Genomic DNA, 23,511 nt, shown 5'->3' on the forward strand with positions numbered 1-23,511 from the left:
ATTGAGGGCCATGGTCCCATCGATCTTTTTATTCTTCAATTTTAAAAAATTAGTTGTTCTTTACTTTAACAACTTCGCGATCACCATAGTAACCACAACTTGGGCATACACGGTGTGAACGACGTAATTCACCACAATTTGGGCATGCGCTCATACCAGGTACTGACAATTTGTAATTTGTCCGACGTAATCTCTTACGTGTCTTTGATGTTTTACGTGCTGGTACTGCCATCGAGAGCCACCTCCTTCAAAATAATCGACAAGAACAATTATACTTGCAAATCTTAAATTTGACAACTACTCATCCGAATTCTTCTGATTGTCGTTTTTGAAAAAATCTTTTAATTTTGCCATCCGCGGATCAATTTGATCTTTTCGGTGAGCGTTATTTTTCAACTGATCTTCTGTCAAAACGCCCCAGCTCTTCCCTTGAGGCATCTCACTGAATTCTGCATGTTGTTCTTTTTCACTCAGAACTTGCATTGGAATTTGAACAAGAATATTGTCAATAATTACATCTTCAAGTGTTAACACATCATTTTCAAGTACAATTACCACGTCTAAGTCATCAAATTGCGATAGATTGCTTTGATGATGACTGATGTAGTATTCTGAAAAATCAAAGTCGAGCGGAATTGTTACGGGTTCAAATGTCCGGGTTGACGGAACTTGAATTTTAGTTTTCACATTAAAGCTTCCTAAAATTCCCCGTTGATCAACCGTAAAGACGCCTTCAACTTGAACCGGAGTGGCCGAAATCAAATCATTCCGACGTTTCTTTAATGCTGCTTCCAAATCAAGGGTTGTATCAAACTCAATAGGCGTTTCCTTTGCCTGACGTAATTCGTTTAATGACCACTTCATTTTCTTGCCTCCTAATGCAACACATCGATTATACTTAGAATCCCAATCACTGTCAAGTTAATCTACTTGACAGTCATAACTGGAGCGTGTTTTAAATCCTGTTCATTCCCGCACACTGCTTGATAAACTTTTCCGGCGCGGTAATCAATTCTTAAAATTCCTTTTTTCTCATCTTGAGAAACATTTGTAATAATTGGATAATCACAGTTCTTTTTGGCTTCGTGCAAAACCGCTTGCCCTTTTTTAGAAAAACCTAACACCCGCAAATACGGCCGCGATTCAAATGAAGCAACATCATCCCAGGAAATATGCAATAACGTCATCGTTGCTAATCGGCTTAACCGAGTATACGTAAACCGTTTATTTTTAACCGCCTTAATCCATGAATCAAAATTGCCAGCGAATTCACTTCGCTGAGCCATCGCAATCATTCGGTATTGAATTCCTTCAGCCATTCCATAAATCTTCTCCAGCTCTTGTGCTGAATGCGTTAATAATTCCATTTTAAGATGCATCCAAAAATCATTCCATGATACTAACCGTTGCATTTTTAAATCATGTGCTGTTTGCTGCGGTACAAATTTTTCAAAATCTTGATTTTGACGATGCAAGGCTTCCCGGATCGCTGATGCGCTTGCAATCGTTCCCGCATCATTTAATTCAATGTCATGATAATTTGCATTCTTCCGTTGAATTGGATGAAGGTTAATGCCTGCCTTTAGCTTTAAATTAGCCTTCGCATATGCCAACCCTAACAAATCATTCGGTTGATCAACCGGATGACCAACTTTCTCAGTAACAACCTGTTGATAAGTTTTCGCAAAAGATTCGTGATACTGATTAAAATTCCCAATAATTTCTATTGCTTTATGTGCATCGTGCATAAAGTCAAATTCTGCGTGTTCCGCCCCAAAAAATAAATCCGTGACTCCCATCTGTGCAAGCGTCCAAACGCCATAATACGCAAACCGATCAGCCGGTTGAACAGCTGCCATTAAAGGCAATTCCATCACTAAATCCGCACCGTTCGCTAAACATTCAGCTGCACGATGCCATTTATCAATAATTGCTGGTTCTCCACGTTGCAAAAAATTTCCACTCATTGCAATTACCAATGGGGCATTGGGAAATTGTTTTTTTACTTGCCGAATCTGATAAAGATGACCGTTATGAAACGGATTGTATTCGGTAATTATTCCTATAGTACGTTGCATCGATTACTTGATCCACGCTGAAATATCGACGTCATTAGCATCTGCCCATAGCTTCTCCAGGTTATAAAATTTCCGGGTTTCAGCTTTAAATACATGAGCAACCACATCGCCAAGGTCAATTAAAACCCAACTTGCACCGTTTTTTCCTTCAACGTCAAGCACATCATAACCTTTTTCTTCGGCTTGTTCTTCAATATTTTCGGCAATTGCCTTGACTTGTCGGTCTGAGTCAGCTTGCATGATTACAAAATAATCCGCTAACAAACTGATGTTTTGAACATCTAATGCGATAATATCTTCTGCCCGCTTATTGTCGGCAGCTTCAACAACTGTTTTTAATAATTCCTTACTTTCATTCATTTAAATTCCACCTTTTCATTAATTTTCAGCATTCCACTGGTTATATGTTAAAATTGCAGCCGGATAAATCCTTTGATTATTTTCTAACAAATACTGCAATGTATGCTGGGTTTCATAACGCACCCCATCATCTAAATCAGCCAACGCCACTTCCCGTGCATAATTTACCCCTGGAAAATCACGTCCGGGTTCAATGTAATCAGCCACGTAAACAATCTTATCAAGCGTTGTCATTTGGACTGCACCAACTGTATGACGTCGAACCGCATTCAAGATTTCTTCATCCGTGATTTTTAATTCATCCTGAATGATTTCAGCGCCGACTTCCCCGTGCCAAATGAAATTGCCCCAGTTTAATAGGTCTGGATCCATCTTTTTAGCAATAATCATCCGTTTAAATTCTTCTGCCGTTCGTTCCTTGGCATAATCATGAATCAATCCGGCAACTGCTGCTTTTTCAACGTTCTCATGGTTAAGCTTTGCAAGTTGAATCGCAGTTTGTTCAACCCGTAAACAGTGTTCAAAGCGTGATTGCTTATTTAACGAGTTCTTTAATTTCTGAACTAATTCTGAACGCGAACCAGAATAATAGTGTTTTTGATATTCGATTTCAGTCAAAATATAAATTCTCCTCATTAATGTATTGTTCAACTGTATCCGGAACAAGATACTTGATCGAACAACCATTTCTGACTTTTTGCCGAATCAAAGTTGAACTGATCTCCGTCTCAGGAACGTCGACCCACAAGATTGGATATTGACTATGCTTATGAAATCCTGGGCGGCCAACGCCAACAAATTGAACAAGCTTGACCAGTTCGTCAATCTCCCGCCATTTCGGTAAATATTCTACCATATCGCCGCCAATTATAAAGTAATATTGATTTTCAGGATGTTGCTGAGTCAGAGCTTTCATCGTATCAATGCTATAACTGACCCCGCCGCGTTTGATTTCATAATCTTCGATTCCAAACTTTGGATTATCATCGACGCATAAATGCAGCATCTTGAGCCGATGACGCGCATCAATCGCATCTTTATGATCAATGTGCGGCGGAATGTTATCCGGCATGAACAACACCTGATCTAATCCCAACTGACTTTGAACCTGATCAGCAATCATTAAATGACCTAAATGCGGCGGATTAAACGTTCCGCCTAAAATTCCAATTCTTTTTTGCGGAGCATCAAATTCAACCTTGCTAAAAACTTGAACTTCAGGCGTGATTACCCGTTGCTTTTCCATTTCAAAGCCCCTCTTCTAAATCCGCGCAACTTCTTCAGAATAGTGACGGTGCTCCGGCTTCTGGGCCCGTTTAAACAAAACAAGCGTATGGCCGATCACTTGAACAACCTGAATATCAGAATTTTGTTCAATGTATTCCTGAACCTCGTCAGTTTCTAACAATGAGTTATTCAAAATATTAACTTTGATCAATTCGCGCTTTTCAAGGGCATTTTTAACCTGCTTTAGCCACTCTTTATCAATTCCATCCTTTCCGATTTGGAAAAGCGGCCGCATTGAATGGGCTTGGCTTCTTAAATACCGTTTTTGTTTTCCACGTAATTTCATTTTTTCACCTCTAAATCATTGCTTTTCGAATCGTGACGCCAACTCCCTCTGGGGCCCAACCGGCGATATTACTGTTCTTTGGTACCGTGACCCATCCAAGACCAGCAAACACAAGATCGCTTTTTTCCGTTGTCTTAAATTCATACCGAACAAGTTTCGGGAAAGTTGTTTCCAATTCTTTCTTTGTTGGTGGTTGCAATATCTCACCGGCATGCTTAGCGTAAAATTGATCTGCATTGGCCAGTTTTGTCCGGTGAACCTTTAAATTATTATCAAGGTAGATCGCAATACCATTTCGTTCTTTTGGTCCTTTAATAAAATCAAATCGTGCTAAAGCACTTAAAAAGAGCGTTTGACCTGCTTGTAACTGATATGTTTTGGGTTTGATTTCCTTTTGCGGCGTTGCAAGTCTTAATTCCTTGGGTGAAAGATAGTGCGCCATTTGATTTCGGTGAATGATCCCAGGTGTATCAATTAAAAAGTGCCCATCATCCAACGGAATTTCAATTCGATCTAAGGTTGTTCCAGGAAACTTCGATGTTGTAATCAATTCCTGAACCCCCGTCAACTGATTAATAATGCGATTGATCAAGGTTGACTTTCCAACGTTCGTGACCCCGACAATGTAAACATCACGGCCTTCACGATATTTTTCAATTGCAGCCAATAATTCATCAACTTGGCCGCCCTTCTTGGCACTCGTTAAGAAAACATCAATTGGACGCAACCCCGCTTTATTAGCAGATTGCCGCATCCAATCCTTGATCTTTGAACGCTTTAATGACCGCGGAAGCAAATCTTCCTTATTTCCAACCAATAAGATTGGATTATTGCCGACAAATCGTTGTAATCCCGGAATTAAAGAACCGGTAAAGTCAAAAATGTCAATTACATTAACGATCAATGCTTCTTTATCGCTTAATTGATTCAAGAAACGTAAAAAGTCATCATCGCTATAATCAACATCGGCAATTTCATTATAGTGTCTTAGTCGGAAACAACGTTGGCAATACACCTCATCTTTTTGTTTGTTTAACGCAGATTGCGGCGTATATCCAGCCTTATCCGGATTCATTGTTTGAATCACCGCACCGCATCCAATGCATCTTAATTCATCAGTCATCGAGATGGTTCCTCCATTGAATTTTAAAATTTTTTTTCTTCATTAATTGTGCTTGAATCTTACGTTCCATTAACCGGTTAATGCGCGTATTCCAAGCGTCCGTTTGCGTTAATGGCTTCACCAAAATACTACGAATATTCATCCGGTTGGCTGCTAAAACATCGGTCAGCATTTGATCGCCGACCATCACCACTTCATCTGGTTGAAGCTGATACTCTTTTAATGCCTTTTGGATTCCCGTTTTGAATGGCTTTAATGCCCGAGCAACAAACGGTAAATCAAAGCGTTGAACCGCTTTTTCCACTCGTTTATGGTTATTGTTTGAAACCACGATCACTGGAATTTGATTTGCTTTCATTTCATTTAACCATTGTCGAAGTTCTTGTGTCCCGCTTGGATTATTCCAGGCAATCAACGTATTATCCAAATCCGTTAAAATCGCCTTAATGCCATTTGCTTTAAGTTCGTCTGGCATAAGAGTATAAATCGATTCGATCATCCATGTAGGTTTAAATTGATTTAACATTCAATCGCTCCTATTTTTAATAATTCGATATTAAAAATTATAAAATAACAAAGAGGCTGCGACAAGCGTCACAGCCTCCATTATTTAAAAGATCAATTATTTTGCTAAAGCTTTCTTAGCTTCGTCAACAAGTGCCTTGAATGCATCTGCATCGCTAACAGCTAAGTCAGCAAGCATCTTGCGGTTAACTTCAATTTCAGCTAACTTCAAGCCGTGCATTAATTTGCTGTAGCTGATTCCGTTCATCCGAGCTGCAGCATTGATCCGTGCAATCCATAATTTACGGAAGTTTGATTTTGTCTTCCGACGGTCACGGAATGCATATTGGTATGACTTCATTACTTGTTGCTTAGCAACCTTGAATTGAATGTGCTTTGAACCGCGGTAACCCTTGGCTAATTTGATCATTTTTTTACGACGTTGGCGTGTAACTGTTCCACCTTTAACACGTGGCATGAAAATTCCTCCTCTAAGTTAGAACCGATTTGGTCCTGTCAAAAATTTATCTCGTAATAATTATTTCATTTGTGAAAGCATTTGCTTGATACGCTTCATATCTGATGAAGATACCATGCCTGCCTTTCGTAATTGACGACGTTGCTTGATCGTCTTACCGTGGAAACGGTGTGATGTATATGCGTGATGACGCTTTAAACCGCCCTTTCCTGTACGCTTAAAACGTTTTGCTGATGCGCGGTGTGTTTTCATTTTTGGCATAATCAAAATCCTCCTATTAATCTACTCACCTATTTTTCAGTTTTAGGTGCAAGCATTAAAAACATGCTTCTTCCATCCATCTTTGCCTTTGATTCAACGGATGCAACATCCTTTGTTTCCTCAGCAAAGCGACTCAGAACTTCACGTCCGATGTCTTTATGTGTAATGGCACGTCCTCTGAAGCGAATTGAAACCTTAACTTTGTCTCCCTTCGCAAGGAACTTCCGTGCGTTCTTCATCTTTGTATTAAAGTCATTCGTGTCAATCGTTGGGCTTAACCGAACTTCCTTAACATTAACGGTCTTTTGCTTTTTCCGAGCTTCGCGTTGCTTCTTTTGTAATTCAAAACGGTACTTCCCGTAATCCATTACCTTTGCAACCGGCGGCTTTGCCTTCGGAGCAACTAAAACCAAGTCAAGGTTTTCTTGTTCAGCAATTTGTAAAGCTTCGCGCTTTGATTTAACTCCAAGCTGATCACCATTACTGCTAATCAAACGAACTTCACGAGCACGAATGCCGTCATTAACCATCTTGTCTACTGCTATGATACTTCACCTCCAAATAAATTCAGAGAGAAAATGCAGATAAAAAAACCTCTGTTTAAACATTTCAAACAGAGGTCATTAAAGCCGCTTTTAACGGAATTAATTTCTTAATTTCTGCCCGGAGACTTTCTTGTCTGCTAGGCGAGAAGCTTTTGCCTCTGCTTTTTTCTCAACTTTAAGTAGTTTATCAGTTTAAAACTACACTGTCAAGCCTAAATTAATCTTCGCGACTGTATGTTTCAATATCGTGGTTGAGCATTGTAACAAATTCATCAAACGCCATGGTTGTTTGTTTGTCTTCACCATATTTCCGAACTGTAACCGTGCCGTTAGCTTTTTCATTATCACCGACAACCAATGTGTATGGAATTTTGTTGACTTGGGCTTGCCGAATCTTGTAACCCATCTTTTCGTTCCGATCGTCCATCTTGATCCGAATGTTATGAGCAACTAACTTATTTGCTAATTCCTTAGCATAGTCAAGATGAAGATCGTTTTTAACCGGAATAATTGCAACTTGTTCCGGGGCAAGCCATGTTGGAAATGCTCCCTTGTAAATTTCAGTTAAATAAGCAGTGAACCGTTCCATTGTTCCGACAACTCCACGGTGGATCATGATTGGCCGGTGTTCTTCACCATCAGTGCCGGTGTACTTCAAATCAAAGCGTTCTGGAAGCAAGAAGTCAAGTTGAATCGTCGACATTGTTTCTTCCGTTCCAAGGGCTGTCTTCGTTTGAATATCCAATTTAGGGCCATAGAATGCAGCTTCGCCTTCTGCTTCATAGTATTCCAAACCAAGATCATCCATGGCACCCTTCAACATCTTTTGTGATTTTTCCCACATTTCATCGTCATCAAAGTACTTTTCAGTATTTTTTGGATCGCGATAGCTTAACCGGAATGTGTAATCTGTAATGTTAAAGTCTTTGTAAACATCCATGATCAACCGTAAGATCTTTGAAAATTCATCTTGAATTTGATCTAATGCAACGAATGTGTGCCCATCATTCAATTCCATTTCACGAACCCGTTGTAAGCCTGAAAGAGCTCCTGATTTTTCATAGCGATGCATCATTCCAATTTCAGCAATCCGCAATGGCAATTCACGGTATGAACGTTTGTGATGCTTGTAAATTTGAATATGTGACGGACAGTTCATTGGCCGCAATTCAAGAAATTCACCATCGCCCATGTCCATTGGTGGGAACATATCATCATGGTAGTGATCCCAGTGACCTGATTGCTTATAAGCATTCAAGTTCATCAAAACTGGCGTATAAACGTGTTCGTATCCATCGGCAACTTCCTTGTCAATGATGTACCGTTCAATCGTCCGCCGAATCGTAGCCCCCTTTGGCATCCAGTATGGTAATCCGGCACCGACTTTGGGATCAACAAAGAATAAATCTAATTTGTTCCCGATTACCCGGTGATCACGTTCTTGGGCTTCTTTCCGGCGCTCCAATTCAGCATCCAAGTCTTTTTGCTTGTAAAATGCTGTTCCGTATACCCGTTGAAGCATTGGATTGCTTGAAGCACCTTTCCAGTATGCCCCAGCAACTGATAAGATTTGGAAGACTTTAACTGCCCCAGTTGCTGGTAATTGAACGCCGCCTAAATACTTGAAATCGCCTTGTTGATACATTTCAACTTGACCATCAACAGCTTTTTCATTGATTAAGGCTGTTTGATATTCATCGCCTTCAACCATTGATAATGCTTCATCAACGTGAACCATGATCTTTTCAATTGCAATGTTCTGCTTGATCAACTTGTTCATTTCAGCAGTAATCTTTTCAAATTCATCTTCCGAAATTTGACCATCAGCGTTATCGGTGTCTAAGCAAAAGCCATGTTCAGTTGCTAAGCTTTCACCAAACTTCATCTTCGGGTACATGTTATGCAATGCATGCTTCAAAATTTGAGCAACCGTATTCCAAAGAATAACTAATCCATCTTCGCTGTCTTTCGTGATAATTTCAATTGAACCATCTTGTTCAAGGGTATCATGATAACCAACCAATTTGCCGTCAAATTTACCAGCAACAGCTTTCTTCGCCAAACTGATACTGATTGATTTGGCAATTTCTTCAACCGTTACGCCCTTTTCAAATTGTTTAACCGTTCCGTCTGGAAACTGAATGTTGACTTCTGCCATTTTTCTTCCTCCTTCAAAGTCGGACAAACAAAAAAACGTCCCAATACTGACATTTCAGTATTGGGACGTTCGTTAACGTGGTTCCACCCAGTTTTAGGTATCTAACTAATACCTCTCATTCTGCTTTAACGCAACAACACGCCCACGACTAAGTGAGAAAACTGAAAGTGGTAAGCTCGTTAGTTAGGAGACTTTCAGTCACGATCTCCTTCCCTGAAGTTAACGATCCGTTTGTCTTTCTTGAATACATTGAACCATAAATCTTTTTATTTGGCAATAGTTATTCTGGATTTCTTCGATTCGAACCAATCATTTGGTATTCGTTTGCCAAAAACTTGATGCGTTCCATAATCCGCATTGCCTTCAACGGTTCGCTGTCCCCGCGATTGTTATAGGTTAAATATTGTTCTTGCAAATCTTTCATCGAAAGATTAGAACTAAACAACGTCGGCAATTCATTTTGCATTCGATATTCCAAAATAATTCCTAGAACATCATCCCGCATCCAGCTTGTTAACCGGGTTGCTCCAATATCATCGAGCATTAAAACTGGAACCTTTTTAATCTGATTCAAAATCTGATTAGGATTCCCGTTTTGAATTGCTCCTGTCATTTCAACACTAAATGACGGAAAGTGGATCATCATTGACTGAATACCGTTTTCAGCTAATTTATTCGCGATTGCAGCCAAAAGATAAGTTTTCCCAACCCCAAGACTACCGGATAAATAAAGCCCTTTCGGAAAATGACCTTTTTTTTGATAATCAATGCACTCATCAATGAATGTTAACGCTGCCCGTAATGGTTCTTCACGGCCGGAAATATCATAGTCTTCAATTCGAGCATTCCGTAATCCCTTTGGAAGGTTAATCATTCCAACCATTTTTTGCCGTTGGTGAGCTTGTTGCTGTTCAACCATTTTGGCTGTTGGATGATAAACCACTTCAATATGATGATTGCTGACGATCAGTTGCGGTTCATACCCCGGTGCAAAGGTCTGCTTTCCAGCAGCTAATTCTTTGCGTAAATTTACAAATTCATACAGTTTGCTGAAACCCGTAATAATGTCCTGCTTTGATAACCGTTCTTGATTATCCTTCAAAAACTGAGCAACTGTCGGATCTTTAACGACATCATCAAATAACTTAAGATATTGTTCCCGCATCTTCGGATCGCGAAAACGCCGTTTTAATCCATCACTGATATTATCCATTAACGTTCATCTCCTTTCGGGGTCTTGTGATTAATTCGCTGCATTAACCGGGAAATGTCCTGATTAACATTTACAGATTGATCTTTAGGCTGATTTTGGTCTTTAACCGTTAATTGATTCTTTTTCTTTTGCGCCCATGCCGGTAATTTTTCCGCATATTGAGACCGCCGCGCATACCGAGAAGTTTGCTGTGGTCGTTGTCTTTTCTTTTGCCATTCACGCACATAAGCAATTGCCTTTTCAGGAGTATCAATCTTATTTTTTAACCAATTATTGGCAGTTCGCTCAAAATACTTTTGATTTAGCGAATCCATGTTTTCGTTAACCAACATGTAATGCGTCAATACGTTAATGACAGCGGGAGCAAGTCGTTGCGCTTCAACTGCCCGTTGAATTGTAATCTGCTCTTCATGCGTGACCGTTTGCCCCTGCTCATCTTTCAATGCCGTTAAAAATTCCATTGGTGCATACTGTTGACAAGCATTGATCAACTCTTGATCTGCAGTATTTACCAGGTGACTTGATTGTTGAATTTCAGTGTCAAAATTTGAATCGTCATTCTTGGCCGGTTTCATCGTAAATTCATACTGCTGACTTGCCAACGCCCGGAATCGGTTCCAGTTAACATCATCTTGATGATTAACGTCAACCGCTTCTTCCAGCAAGCGGACAATTTGAACTTCATCAAGCCCATACATCACAGCAACCGTATTCACGGTTTGTAAATTTTGGGCAACCGATTGCTGATTAACGAAGGTCTTCGTCAACAACTGCTTTAATAGTTGAACATTGATCTTCATCTTTAAATCAGCCACTGGTGCTGCTTTAACTGAAGCAACGGTGACCGAAGGCTGTCCTTTTATCCGAAAAACATCCGTTAATTTTTTCGACACATCGCGAAATGCGTGCCGATTCCAATGATTACCTTCAAAGGAATTCAGTAACTGGGCAAACTGCTGCTCACCAACATATTCCATCAATAAACTACTTAAAACCTGATCTTCAAAGAATGCACTTCCGCTTTTAGCTGGAAGCATTTCGTACAAAAAACAATGCTTTTGCGCGTTAAACTGCGTTCGCATTAATCCAACTGCTTCAAGCTTTTCTTTGGCAGTTGTAAATTGCTGGATATTAATTCCGAGCCGAACTAAAAACTGCTCATGATTCCATTCCGGGAGTTGATCCCAGTCACCGGTCTGAACTTCAGCTGTCAGTGACGCGTAAAGGGCAACTGCCGTTGCGCCAATAAAAGATTGGTATAATTTCGTAAGCGTTTGAAATTGAAATTCTTGAGGAAGTGCCTTGGAAACAACCTTAAATTTATCAGTTGCTAAAATATGAATTTGATTCAAGTTCCTTCCTCCTTAATTTATTTCTGCTTGTTCCGTTGCATTAATTCTTGCAGTTCATCTGCAAATGATTGCATATCCTTAAATTCATGGTAAACACTTGCAAAGCGAATGTAAGTTACATCATCCACATCTGCTAAAATATTCATTACGTATTCACCAATCAATTGACTTGAAACTTCGGTTCCGCCGACTGCGCGAATTTTCCGTTCAACTTCATCAACAATATCGGTAATTTTATCCATACTAACCGGACGTTTTTCTGCAGCACGCATAATTCCATGCAAAATTTTATCACGGTTAAATTCTTCCCGATTTCCATTCTTCTTAATTACTAATAATGGAGTTGCTTCGACTCGTTCAAACGTCGTGAACCGGTAGCCGCATTTTTCACATTCCCGCCGCCGTCGAATTGCATTACCGTTATCAGCGGGCCGACTATCAACAACCCGAGAACTATTATTGTGACATTGCGGACATAACATTTACTCCACCTCGCTTCCCAATAAATGCTTTGATGTCAACCATTTTATCATTTTTAGCTTTAATTCTTCAACTGACCCGTTATTGGTAATCACTTCATCAACATGCTTTGCCCGTTCGCAATTACTCATTTGAGCATTGATTCGCGCTTGCGCCTGTTCTTTTGATAAATGATTCCGGTTCATTAAATTCAAAAGCTGCTTTTCACTTGTCGTTTCGATCATCATCGTACTGGTACACAAATCCAAGTAATGCCCTTCAATAAGCAGTGCAATATCGATGACTGCTAATTTAACCTTTGCTTCCTTGGCCTGTTTTAACCGCTCAATAATTCGTTGATGAATCAACGGCCGCATAATCTGATTTAATTTTGCCAGCTCTGCAGGCTCATTAAAAACTAAATCACCAAGTTTTGTCCGATTCAGACTGCCATCTGCATTCAAATACTCTTTGCCAAATTGAAACTCGATCTGGCGTAATCCTTCTTCGCCTGGTTGCTGCAACTGACGTGCGATCACGTCGCCATCAATAATTTCAGCTCCATACGATGCTAAAATCTTGCTGACTGTTGATTTTCCAGAAGCAATTCCGCCAGTCAATCCTAAAACATATGTCATTATTTGATTTTCTGCTCCTTTGGACAAATATGCGTCCCCCGTTGGCCAACAACTAGTCGCTCAATCGGGGTATGGCACCGTTCGCAAGGTTCGCCTGTTTTTCGATAGACATGCAACTGATCTTGAAACTGTCCTGCATGACTATATGCGTTTTTAAATGAAAAGACCGTCGTTCCCTGTGCATCGATTGCTAAATTCAATTCCTTAATAATATTATCATGCAACTTTTGCACATCTTTTCTGGTCAAATGATTGGCCGGAGTTTGCGGATGAATTTTACTCATCCATAAAACCTCATCAACATAGATATTTCCAAGCCCCGTAACAACTGTTTGATCAAGAAGAGCTGGTTTGATCATTTTTTTCTTTTTCTGAAGTCGATTAAAAAAATCATCAACCGTAAAATCACTACTCAACGGTTCTGGGCCAAGTTTCTTGATTCCCGGAAATTCAAGTTCTTCGCCTGTTTGCATCAGTTGCATCCGGCCAAATTTTCGTGAATCGTTATATCGTAAATCGCGTCCATCTGTGAGTTCAAAAATTACATGACTATGTTTTTCCATCGGAGCATTGTGATCTTCAATGATGTATTTGCCTTCCATTCGAAGATGGGAAATCATCGTTAAATTTCCGGTAAATCGAAAAAGCAAATACTTTCCTCGGCGATCGATCCGGATAATCTTTTGTCCCGTTAATTTCTTTTTAAAATCATCAACGTCATTATTAATCATTTTTTCGTAGTTGACATCGATTTCCTTGATTGGAACGTTTAATACCTGGGATGCAACTCCCCGACGAACTGTTTCAACTTCTGGTAATTCCGGCATTGCTCTCACCTCTTATTTTTTTGCATCAAACCACGTATCGCCTGAAGCACTTTCAACTTTCAACGGAACAGCTAAATCGACCGCTGAATCCATCACTTTCGGAACGAGTTCTTTAAGTACTGGAATTTCTTCTTTCGGTGCTTCAAAAATCAGTTCATCGTGAACTTGAAGTAACATTTTAGCCTTTAATCCCTTTTTGCAAAGCATTTTTTGCATCCGAATCATTGCAATTTTAATAATATCCGCTGCGCTTCCTTGAATTGGCGAATTCATTGCTGTCCGTTCAGCAAATGACCGCAAATTATAATTTTTACTGTTGATTTCTGGTAAATACCGCCGCCGATGGAATAGTGTTTCAACATATCCCTGTTTCTTTGCCAATTCAACGATTCCCGTCATATACTTGTGGACTCCTGGAAATGATTCAAAATACGTTTCAATAAATTTTTTAGCTGTCTTGCGAGTGATGCCGATATTTTGCGCTAAACCAAAATCGCTGATTCCGTAAACAATTCCGAAGTTTACGGCTTTTGCTTGCCGACGCATATTTGGCGTAACTTCATCCGGACTATCCAAATTAAAGATTTTCATCGCGGTGCTTGCGTGAATATCTGCCCCAGTTTTGAACGCTTCCTGCATGTTCTCATCACCTGAAATGTGGGCTAAGACCCGCAATTCAATTTGAGAATAATCAGATGAAAGAATCTGCCATCCTGAATGACTTGGAACAAATGCTTGACGAATTTTCCGTCCTTCTTCAAGCCGAACCGGAATATTTTGCAAGTTGGGATCAACCGAAGACAACCGCCCCGTTGACGTCAACGTTTGGGTATACCTAGTATGGACTTTGCTATCTTCCTTAAAGACAACCTTCAATAAGCCTTCAACATAAGTTGATTGAAGCTTTGAAAGCTGTCGATACAGTAAAATATTATCAATAATTGGATTTAATCCTCGAAGTTTTTCAAGAACACTGACTGCCGTTGAATATCCGGTCTTAGTCTTCTTAATAACCGGTAATTTTAATTTTTCAAATAAAATTACCCCTAATTGTTTGGGTGACCCGATATTGAATTCTTCGCCGGCTTCTTGATAAATCTGCTGTTCAATTTCAGCTAACCGTTCTTTAAATTCGCTGCGCATCTGCATTAGCCGGTCAATATCAACTTTAATTCCTGCAATTTCCATTTGTGCAAGAACAATCGACAATGGCCGTTCAATCGTTTCATATAATTTAGTCTGTTCATGGTCATCTAATTCATCCATTAACTGGGATTTCAAATCATGAATCGCTTGAACTTTATGAGCTAAATGCTGTAAAAATTCTGGCTGATCAACGGGAACTGATCGCTTGGCACCTTTGCCATACACTTCTTCATCACTTTGAACCTGATAATATTGGTGTTCATGCGCAAGTTTACCCAAATCATCACTATTATCGGTATTATTTAACAAGTATGAAACCAATAATAAATCAAAGTCAACGGGAGCCATGTGAATCCCAAGCCGATTTAATCCAACGTAATTTCGTTTAGCGTTAAAGACATCCAAAGTTGCTTTTTCAAGCAGTTCTTTAAGAACTGGCTGGTCTAACAATTTTGGCTGATTTGAAACAAAATATTTATCGCCCTTCAAAATTGCAAATCCGATAATCGGTGCTTTATGATAATTTTCTCCGTCCATTTCAAGATGGAACGTGACTGAAGAATCATCAATTTCTCCTAATTCTGTAAGGTTAGTTGAAGTTAATTCAATGTAATTGATTGCTTCAACCGGCGATGCGCTTTCAGCACTTACTGCTCCTTGATTTTGATGGAGTTCCGTCAAGAATCGATTAAAGTCCATCTGTTGATAAAAATTTTCTAATTTTTCGTAATCAATTCCAGTCCATTCAGTATCTTTGATTTTCAATTCAATTGGCGCATCCTGCCGAATCCGAGCAAGATCCTTGCTCATAAATGCTTGTCCCTTATCCTCAATTAAGTGTTCTTTCATCTTGGTTTGCCGCATCTCATCGATTTGGTCATAAATGCCTTCAATTGAGCCATACTTTTTCAATAACTTGATTGCGGTCTTTTCACCGACCTTGGTTACTCCAGGATAATTATCGGAAGTATCACCCACAAGGCCTTTCATGTCAATAATTTGCCGCGGGTTTAATCCAAACTTTTCTTCAATGTGCTCAGGAGTATATTCTTCAATTTCAGAAACCCCCTTTTTCGTAATTGCAACCGTTGTTTGATCCGTTGCAAGTTGCGTTAAGTCCCGATCTCCGGTTACGATCGTAATTTGAAAGCCTTCGCCTTCTGCTTCTTTAGCAAGGGTTCCGATAATATCATCGGCTTCATAATTTTTCAAATCGTAGCTTTTGATTCCGTAATCCGTAAGCATTTCCCGCAAAAATGGAAATTGTTCTGAAAGTTCCCGAGGCGTTTTACTCCGTTGTCCTTTATAATCAGCATACTTTTCAGTTCTAAACGTTGTTCTTCCAGCATCAAATGCAACTAAAATATTTGTCGGATCAATTTGCTTCAGTAACTTATCCAACATGATCTTAAAGCTATAGATTGCATTCGTATGCAAGCCATCATGGTTCGTAAATTTTTCAACCTGGTTATATAGTGCATAAAATGCCCGAAAGGCAACACTATTTCCATCAATCAATAATAATTTTTTCGTTGAATCTGTCATTAACCTTTTCCTCGTTCTTATTATTACTCTTATTCTACCAAATCATTCGTGCAAAATAAAAATCGCGGAAATTCCGCGACTTTTATTTTAGTTTTGATTATCGTTGTGACCAAAAATTTGAATAAGGTAGATAAACATGTTGATGAAATCAAGGTAAAGCTGTAAAGCGCCATTAACTGCTAAACCGTTAACTTCATATTGATCACCGTATTGAAGGTAAATATTCTTCATGTTTTGCGTATCCCACGCGGTTAAGATCGTAAAGATCACAACCCCAACATACGAAAAAATGTATTCAATTGCGGCACTGTGCAAGAACAAATTGATCAATGAAACAATCAGTAATGCAATCAGTGCTGCAAATGCTTGCCGACCAAACCGTGATAGGTCCTTCTTAGTATTTAGACCAAACAGACTTAAAACCACAAAGACAACGGCTGCCGAAACAAATGCCATCGTGATGTTCTTCATCGTGTAAACCGCTAAAATCGATGAGAAGAAAATTCCCTCAATCGCCGCATAGCCAAAAAGCATTAAAATACTTGCAGCCGCCGACCGATTTGGATTATATGACAGTGAGAACACCATCACAATTGAAACAATCCCTAAAACGATCATTATTACCGGACTACTGAAAATCGTATATTGTAAATATTTAACTGTAATAAACGCCATCACGGCCGAAATTGCGATTGCTCCTGCCATGTAGCCATACATCCGTGACAAGAACTGGTTCAAGCCCCGCATGTTAATTGAGCTTTGTTGATCAAAATTATTCATAAAAACTCTCCTTCTAATTCATTTGTAGAGAAGATTATAGCACATAAAAAAGGCTTTTCCCTAACATAATCTATTAGAAAAAGCCTTTCTTAACTTTAATTTTTATTTAAACTCAATTCACTGAGTAATTGTTCATAAACGCGTTCATACTTTTGGATATCGCCGGCTCCCATGAAAATGACAACAGCATCATGATAGTCCAAAAGCGGTGACATATTATCGAGTTTCAAAACTTCGCCACCCTTGGTGATCTTCTTTCCAAGATCAGCTGATGAAACATTTCCGCTATTTTCGCGAATCGAGCCGAAAATATCAGTTAGGTATACTTGATCAGCGATGTTCAAGCTCTTAGCAAAGTCATCCATCAATGCGATCGTTCTCGTGAAAGTATGCGGTTGGAAAACAGCAATCAATTTTTTGTTTGGATATTGTTGCCGCGCTGCATCCAATGTTGCGCGAATTTCATGTGGATGGTGAGCATAATCATCAATGATGACCATATCAGCAACCGTCTTTTCAGTAAACCGCCGTTTAACCCCTTTAAAGGTCAATAATTCTTGTTTGACTTTGCCAAGATCGATCTTTTCAAAGTAGCTGACCGCAATTACTGCCAACGTATTCAAAACATTGTGTTCACCGAACAGGTGCGTTTCAAAGTTGCCTAAGAATTGATCGTGGAAGTAAACATCAAAACTTGAACCAGTCGTTGTCCGTTTAATGTTTTTAGCAACGAAATCATCGTCATCCTCTGTCCCATAGTAATAAATTGGAACATTAGCATTTAATTTACGCAAGTTCTTGTCTTCGCCCCACGCAAAAATTCCCTTCTTAGTTTGTCGGGCAAGGGTTTCAAAAGCATCACACACATCATCGATTCCCGTAAAGTAGTCTGGATGATCAAAGTCAATGTTTGTCATGATTGTATAGTCTGGGTGGTATGCGACAAAGTGCCGCCGGTATTCGTCAGCTTCAAAAACAAAGAAGCGCGCATCCGGAGTTCCCTTTCCAGAACCATCCCCAACTAAGTAACTTGTTGGGGAAACTCCGCTCATTACATGGGCAAGAAGTCCGGTTGTGCTTGTCTTTCCATGAGCTCCGGCAACACCGATACTTGTTGTTTCTTCAATGATCATTTCGACAACTTCGGGGTAACGCATTACTTTTAAGCCCATTTCTTTAGCCCGGGCAATTTCTTCTTGATCATCATTAAACGCGTTTCCAGCAACAATAATCATTCCTGGTTTAATATTATCAGCATTGAACGGCAAAATTTTGATTTCTGCCTGTTCAAGCCCGCGTTGGGTAAAAGTATACTTATCAATGTCTGAACCCATCACTTTGCATCCCTTGTCATGCAAAATCAATGCAAGCGAACTCATTCCAGTTCCTTTAATTCCCACAAAAAAGTATGTTGCATCCATGTCCATTAGAAAAAACCTCTCTTATCATATCTTATTCATAGTCTATCATATATTCAGTTAAAATTATTTATTCACTTTGCATTTTGTCTAATTCTTCTTCAGTTAAAAAGACTTTCCGCGGTTTTGAACCATGCGCTGGTGAAATATATTGCTTTTTTTCTAACTCTTCAATGATCCGCGCAGCGCGGTTATAACCAATTGAAAATACCCGTTGAAGCTTTGAAGTTGACGTTGTTTCTTCGTTAACGATGTATTCGAGAACGCGTGGAAGCAACTCATCCTCATTTTCGTGATTCAACTCTTTTTTCTTCAAGTTATCCGGATCAAATGCATAGTGTGGTTTGCCCTGCTTCTTAACAAAATCAACGATCTCATCAATTTTGTCATCGTTGATGTATGTTCCTTGAAGCCGAATTGGTTGACTCTTCCCGTTTCCAAGATAAAGCATATCACCACGACCAAGAAGTTTTTCAGCTCCGGCAGAATCAATAATTGTTCGCGAGTCAACTTGGCTTGAAACCATAAACGCGATCCGTGTTGGAATGTTGTTCTTCATTGTTCCGGTAATCACATCAACACTTGGTCGTTGAGTAGCAACCAACAAATGAATCCCGCATGCCCGCGCTTTGGCTGTAATTTGGCCAATATAATCAGCAATTTCTGCCGAAGCGGTCATCATCAAATCTGCTAATTCATCAATGATAATCACAATATATGGCATGTGAAGGCCGTATTCGCCAGTTTCTTCAACTTTCACATTAAAACTATCAATATCACGAACACCAGCAGCTGCTAGCTTCTCATATCGATTATTCATTTCTTCAACGGCCCACTTCAATGATGCCGTTGCTGCTTGCGGATCTGAAATTACCGGAGCAAGCAAGTGCGGTAATTCTGAATATGGTGCTAATTCGACCGTCTTTGGATCGATCAAAAGCAGTTTGACCTGTTCAGGAGTTGCCTTATACAAAAGTGAAATCAGCAAACTATTAATAAAGACTGATTTCCCTGATCCGGTTGCCCCCGCAATCAGCCCATGCGGCATATCGTGAATATTCGTCACCTGCGGAATCCCAAACAAATCGACACCCAACGCAACTGTCAACGGTGACCGCGCATTCTTAAACTGCGGTGAATTCAAGACTTCTGAAAGCATGACCGGTCGTGAGAATTTATTCGGAATTTCGATTCCGACACTACTCTTACCGGCAATTGGCGCTTCAATTCGAATGTCCTTGGCAGCCAGCGCCAGTTTAAGGTCATCAGCTAGATTCGTAATTTTGCTTACTTTTACTCCAAGGGCCAGCGTAACTTCAAATTGAGTAACGGTTGGACCTACTGTCCAATCTTTAACCTGCGCATCGACATTAAAGGCCTTAAACGTTTCATTTAAAATATCAGCTTGATTCAAAGCCCATTCTTCAGTTTGTTCACTATCCTCCCCTACTGGTTCTGGAAGAAGAGATAATGGCGGTAATTGATAGCCGCGACCATGATCATCAATATGATCTTCAGTTGCTGAAACTGATTCCGACTTCGGTGAATCAAAAATCTTTAAATTCCGTTGTGCATTGTTTTCTTCATTCATAATGTCGCCAAGTGATTTGCTCAACGCATGACCTGATAAATCTTCATCCTTAACTTGAACTTCTGATTGAGAAGGTAATGATTCTTCATTCGAAACAACTGCCGATGAAGGATTGCTATCTTCTGAATCAGCTTGGTTCTGTTCCGGTTCTTCAGTCACAGTCGCTGTTTTCATTGAGTCATCCACTGGAGAATCTGTTTCAGGTACCAAATTATCAGTATCATTTTCAGAGCCATCATCTGATTCGTTTGGTTCGCTTTCAGCTTCAGCTGCTGAAACTTCGCCACTCTCTGTTTTGCTCTGTTCAAATTCGGCCTCATCTGCTTGATGACTCGTAACTTGAATATTTTCACTTGAATTCGAAGTTTTAGATTCATCGTTTAACGAAGGTGCTGACTCTGATTGATATTCAACGACTTCATTTTCGCCCTTTTCAAGGGTACTTTCTGCGAAATTCGATTCAATAGGCTTTGAATTTGCTTGAGATGAAACCCGTTCTTCTTTTGGCGGTTCATTAGCAATCGTTGGTTCAGATGTAAAGTGAAGCAAATCAACAACATCAGTTGAATTAACTGCATCATCGAACAACAGATAATCTTCGGCTGCTTTCGTAATTTCCGTTACTAATTGACGGTACTTCTCTTTTAAATTTTTTGAACCCAGCGTTAAAACTGAAGGTGGAATATAGCTAGGATGAAATTCCCGATGGCTATCTTCCATTTGGCGTAATCCTTCAGCTGGGTGGTTATTTACTTTTTTACGCGGCTTTTCAACTGGCTGACGCCGAAAAAAAGCCGGTCCATCATAATGTTCCATACTTTGTCATCCTAACTAAAAAAATTGGGCCAGAACCCAATTACGTCTAAAGGTTACCTAGCCCATTTTATCATAGATCACGCGAATTTTGCGCTTAATTTTTAGTAAATAATGTTGCTGCCTTATCAAAGTCGAATTCATCACCAACATGATATTCATCAGCTGGCAAAACTAAAATTCCGCGCTTTTGCGGTGCATTTGGTAAGCCTAATTCACGGGCTGAACAAATCATTCCGTCACTTTCAACTCCCCGCAACTTACCATTCCAAATTATTGCACCCGTTGGCATCATTGCACCTTCCTTGGCAACCACAACGGTTTGGTCTTGTTCAATGTTAGGTGCTCCGCAAACGATCTGCAAAACTTGATCATTATCAACGCGGGTCTTCGTTACATGCAAGTGATCAGAATCTGGATGAGCTTCCATTTCTTCAACGTATCCAACAACAAACTTCGGTGTTGAATCTTCTTCTAAAAGGTCATCAAAACCGACCTTAGTTAATAATTCGTTTAATAATTTAACTTGATCAGCAGTTAATAAAACTTGCCCTTGACCATTTAATCCGATCAACGTTTCTGATACATCAAAAAAATTATAGCCAATCGTTTCGTTCGTTTCTTGATTAAAAATTCGAACCACATTTTCCTTCTTTTCAAAAGATTGCTTAGCAACATCTGGTTTGATCATCGTAATCAAAACGTCACCTAAATGTTTTGGATTATAACTTGAAATTAACATCGCAAACACACCCCTATTTAATATTTTTCAAAAAGTTTTCGACTTCTTCTTTCGTTTTCCGATCTTTGCTTACAAATCGGCCTGCTTCTTTGCCATTTCGGTACACAATGAAGCTTGGAATTCCCATTACATCAAGCGCTTGACAAAGATCAAGATTTTCATCGCGATCAATTTTCAAAAATGTATATTCAGGAAAATCGGCTTCGATTTCTGGCATAAACGGTTTAATAAAACGACAATCGCCGCACCATGTTGCCGTGAAAAACAAAACATAATTTCCAGACGAAATCTTTTGATTGAGTTCATCCATCGTCAGCTTCGGTAGTTTTTCCATTACTTATTCTCCTCTTCCCGTTGAAAATGGGCCTTTAACTTATAAATTGGACCTTTTTTGCTGAACTTTTCTTCATATTCAGTCATCACGTTGTCTTCAAGGTCTTCGCTTTGATGAAGATCAAGCCAAACCTGATCAAACCGCATTCCAAAATTATTCATTGATGTTAGTGAATATTCAAACAAGCCACGGTTATCGGTCTTAAACTCGATATTCCCACTGTTTTTCATCACGATCTGATATTGTTTTAAAAATGTCGGGTACGTTAGCCGACGTTTGGCTTGGCGCTTTTTCGGCCATGGATCAGAAAAATTAAGGTAGATTCCGTCAACTTCATCTTCCTCAAAGTATTCAGTCAATCCGGAACCGTCTGCCCGGACAAGCTGTAAATTCGTCAATTTACGTTCTAATTGCTTCTTCAATGCCATTCCGGTTGCAACGGTCTGTAATTCCATTCCAATGTAATTGTTTTCGGGATGACGAGCAGCCATTTCAACAATAAACTGTCCTTTCCCCATTCCGACTTCCACAAAAAGTGGTGCTGGTTTTTCAAAACGCGTTTGCCATTTTCCCTTAAACTGTTGCGGTTCAGTAACCACATACTGCGGATTTTCTTCAATTAAAGGTTTCGCCCACGGACGATTTCGAAGTCTCATTCAAATTTCCTCTCTAAAAAATCAGGAGGCTGTGCCACCGCCCAGCCTCTCAATTATTTATTAATTTTGTAATAATCTTGTTCATTTACAATTGCTGCTAACTTAACGATGTCTTGGTTCATTTCATGGAAACGACCACGCCGGTGATGATCCTCAATCATTTCAACCATATTTTCCATTGCATACCAAACAATTCGCATTTGCGTTTCGTCACTTGGTTGATGACCGAAATATTGAGTTAACCATTGATTCCACTCTGTGCGTGGGACATACTGGCACATTAACATGCTTAAATCCAACGTTGGGTCAGCTAATTTGGCTGAATCCCAATCAACGAGATAAAGCTTATCCTCGTCAGATAAGAGCCAGTTTTTATGATTTAAATCGCCATGACATACTTCGTAATTCGAGCGTCCCAATTGCGGTTGATTACCTTTCAATGCTTTTAAAACTTTCGAGATCAAAGGATGATTCCGTAAGTCCGGTGCTAGTTCAAGATAACACTTATCAATCAGATCAGCAGGCGTCAGGGTGCATCCTCCGACCTGTTTCCACATCTTCTTTAATAATGAAGAATGATGAACCCGCCACAGTAAATCAGAAACGCGTTTTTCACGCATTTCTTCCCGCTTAAGGTTTCGCCCATTCAACCATTCCTGAGCGGTCAAGGTATCCCCTGACGTCATTCGCTTCGTCCACACCAATCGCGGCGTAATTTCTTCAATCGAAAGAGCCGCCAAGAATGGTGATGTATTTCGTTTTAAAAATAAGCGTTTATCATTATTGACACCCATATAAGCCATTCCGGTGTCACCGTTAACTGGGAGAATGCGCCAACCAGACTTTTGATTGGATTCCATTTTGTCACTCTCCTCCTACACATATCGATAACTAATTAAAGTCTACAAAATACCTGC

Annotated in this window: 26 protein-coding genes; all 26 read right to left on the reverse strand. The window is 39.7% G+C overall.

Going from position 1 to position 23,511, the window contains the following annotated elements:
- Positions 1–49: 49 nt before the first annotated feature.
- A complete protein-coding gene (gene rpmF / locus FC64_RS07275) occupies positions 50–232 on the reverse strand; it encodes a 50S ribosomal protein L32 (protein ID WP_081035587.1) in 183 nt (60 codons plus the stop codon).
- Between the two features lie 65 nt (positions 233–297).
- Positions 298–864, reverse strand: a complete 567-nt coding sequence (locus FC64_RS00745) for a YceD family protein (protein WP_057906096.1) — start codon at positions 862–864, stop codon at positions 298–300.
- Positions 865–926: 62 nt separating this feature from the next.
- A complete protein-coding gene (locus FC64_RS00750) occupies positions 927–2,078 on the reverse strand; it encodes a nucleotidyltransferase (RefSeq protein ID WP_057906097.1) in 1,152 nt (383 codons plus the stop codon).
- 3 nt (positions 2,079–2,081) lie between these two features.
- Entirely contained in the window at positions 2,082–2,438 is a 357-nt protein-coding gene (gene rsfS / locus FC64_RS00755; protein WP_057906098.1) for a ribosome silencing factor, read from the reverse strand.
- Positions 2,439–2,456: 18 nt separating this feature from the next.
- Positions 2,457–3,056 carry a bis(5'-nucleosyl)-tetraphosphatase (symmetrical) YqeK gene (gene yqeK / locus FC64_RS00760; RefSeq protein ID WP_420805055.1) on the reverse strand — a complete coding sequence of 200 codons (600 nt, stop codon included), beginning with the start codon at positions 3,054–3,056 and terminating at the stop codon, positions 2,457–2,459.
- The gene (locus FC64_RS00765; RefSeq protein WP_057906100.1) at positions 3,049–3,684 is read right to left on the reverse strand and encodes a nicotinate-nucleotide adenylyltransferase; all 636 of its coding nucleotides are present in this window, start codon (positions 3,682–3,684) and stop codon (positions 3,049–3,051) included. The genes yqeK and FC64_RS00765 overlap by 8 nt, the downstream gene beginning before the upstream one ends.
- A gap of 15 nt (positions 3,685–3,699) precedes the next feature.
- On the reverse strand, positions 3,700–4,011 hold the full coding sequence (gene yhbY / locus FC64_RS00770; protein WP_057827888.1) for a ribosome assembly RNA-binding protein YhbY: 312 nt from the start codon (positions 4,009–4,011) through the stop codon (positions 3,700–3,702).
- 10 nt (positions 4,012–4,021) lie between these two features.
- Positions 4,022–5,134 carry a ribosome biogenesis GTPase YqeH gene (yqeH, locus tag FC64_RS00775; protein WP_057906101.1) on the reverse strand — a complete coding sequence of 371 codons (1,113 nt, stop codon included), beginning with the start codon at positions 5,132–5,134 and terminating at the stop codon, positions 4,022–4,024.
- A complete protein-coding gene (locus tag FC64_RS00780) occupies positions 5,127–5,660 on the reverse strand; it encodes a YqeG family HAD IIIA-type phosphatase (protein ID WP_057906102.1) in 534 nt (177 codons plus the stop codon). Before FC64_RS00780 ends, yqeH begins: the two co-directional genes overlap by 8 nt.
- A gap of 96 nt (positions 5,661–5,756) precedes the next feature.
- The gene (rplT, locus tag FC64_RS00785) at positions 5,757–6,116 is read right to left on the reverse strand and encodes a 50S ribosomal protein L20 (RefSeq protein ID WP_057827885.1); all 360 of its coding nucleotides are present in this window, start codon (positions 6,114–6,116) and stop codon (positions 5,757–5,759) included.
- A 60-nt stretch (positions 6,117–6,176) separates the two neighbouring features.
- Positions 6,177–6,377, reverse strand: a complete 201-nt coding sequence (gene rpmI, locus FC64_RS00790) for a 50S ribosomal protein L35 (protein ID WP_057827884.1) — start codon at positions 6,375–6,377, stop codon at positions 6,177–6,179.
- 29 nt (positions 6,378–6,406) lie between these two features.
- Positions 6,407–6,907, reverse strand: coding sequence for a translation initiation factor IF-3 (infC, locus tag FC64_RS00795; RefSeq protein ID WP_057827883.1), 501 nt, complete (start codon positions 6,905–6,907; stop codon positions 6,407–6,409).
- A 232-nt stretch (positions 6,908–7,139) separates the two neighbouring features.
- Positions 7,140–9,080, reverse strand: a complete 1,941-nt coding sequence (thrS, locus tag FC64_RS00800) for a threonine--tRNA ligase (protein WP_057906103.1) — start codon at positions 9,078–9,080, stop codon at positions 7,140–7,142.
- Between the two features lie 280 nt (positions 9,081–9,360).
- Entirely contained in the window at positions 9,361–10,293 is a 933-nt protein-coding gene (dnaI, locus tag FC64_RS00805; RefSeq protein ID WP_057906104.1) for a primosomal protein DnaI, read from the reverse strand.
- Positions 10,293–11,645, reverse strand: coding sequence for a DnaD domain protein (locus FC64_RS00810; RefSeq protein WP_057906105.1), 1,353 nt, complete (start codon positions 11,643–11,645; stop codon positions 10,293–10,295). The genes dnaI and FC64_RS00810 overlap by 1 nt, the downstream gene beginning before the upstream one ends.
- Positions 11,646–11,662: 17 nt before the next feature.
- Entirely contained in the window at positions 11,663–12,127 is a 465-nt protein-coding gene (gene nrdR / locus FC64_RS00815) for a transcriptional regulator NrdR (protein WP_057906106.1), read from the reverse strand.
- On the reverse strand, positions 12,128–12,742 hold the full coding sequence (gene coaE, locus FC64_RS00820) for a dephospho-CoA kinase (RefSeq protein ID WP_057906107.1): 615 nt from the start codon (positions 12,740–12,742) through the stop codon (positions 12,128–12,130).
- Complete coding sequence (gene mutM / locus FC64_RS00825) at positions 12,742–13,569, reverse strand: DNA-formamidopyrimidine glycosylase (protein WP_057906108.1); 828 nt, start codon at positions 13,567–13,569, stop codon at positions 12,742–12,744. The genes coaE and mutM overlap by 1 nt, the downstream gene beginning before the upstream one ends.
- 12 nt (positions 13,570–13,581) lie before the next feature.
- A complete protein-coding gene (gene polA, locus FC64_RS00830) occupies positions 13,582–16,260 on the reverse strand; it encodes a DNA polymerase I (protein WP_057906109.1) in 2,679 nt (892 codons plus the stop codon).
- An 87-nt stretch (positions 16,261–16,347) separates the two neighbouring features.
- Positions 16,348–17,040 (reverse strand): Bax inhibitor-1/YccA family protein, encoded by a 693-nt coding sequence (locus FC64_RS00835; RefSeq protein ID WP_057906110.1) that lies wholly within the window; start codon positions 17,038–17,040, stop codon positions 16,348–16,350.
- Between the two features lie 95 nt (positions 17,041–17,135).
- Positions 17,136–18,467: a UDP-N-acetylmuramate--L-alanine ligase gene (gene murC, locus FC64_RS00840; protein WP_057906111.1), complete on the reverse strand. Its 1,332-nt coding sequence runs from the start codon at positions 18,465–18,467 to the stop codon at positions 17,136–17,138.
- A 61-nt stretch (positions 18,468–18,528) separates the two neighbouring features.
- Complete coding sequence (locus FC64_RS00845) at positions 18,529–20,865, reverse strand: DNA translocase FtsK (protein WP_057906112.1); 2,337 nt, start codon at positions 20,863–20,865, stop codon at positions 18,529–18,531.
- Between the two features lie 94 nt (positions 20,866–20,959).
- Complete coding sequence (gene ytpR, locus FC64_RS00850) at positions 20,960–21,604, reverse strand: YtpR family tRNA-binding protein (protein WP_057906113.1); 645 nt, start codon at positions 21,602–21,604, stop codon at positions 20,960–20,962.
- A gap of 13 nt (positions 21,605–21,617) precedes the next feature.
- Entirely contained in the window at positions 21,618–21,938 is a 321-nt protein-coding gene (locus FC64_RS00855) for a thioredoxin family protein (RefSeq protein WP_057906114.1), read from the reverse strand.
- The gene (trmB, locus tag FC64_RS00860) at positions 21,938–22,594 is read right to left on the reverse strand and encodes a tRNA (guanosine(46)-N7)-methyltransferase TrmB (protein ID WP_057906115.1); all 657 of its coding nucleotides are present in this window, start codon (positions 22,592–22,594) and stop codon (positions 21,938–21,940) included. The genes FC64_RS00855 and trmB overlap by 1 nt, the downstream gene beginning before the upstream one ends.
- Positions 22,595–22,647: 53 nt before the next feature.
- Complete coding sequence (locus FC64_RS00865; RefSeq protein ID WP_057906116.1) at positions 22,648–23,454, reverse strand: phosphotransferase family protein; 807 nt, start codon at positions 23,452–23,454, stop codon at positions 22,648–22,650.
- Positions 23,455–23,511 lie beyond the last annotated feature (57 nt).

The organism is Ligilactobacillus araffinosus DSM 20653, from assembly GCF_001435375.1.
In the GTDB taxonomy this organism is placed as follows: domain Bacteria; phylum Bacillota; class Bacilli; order Lactobacillales; family Lactobacillaceae; genus Ligilactobacillus; species Ligilactobacillus araffinosus.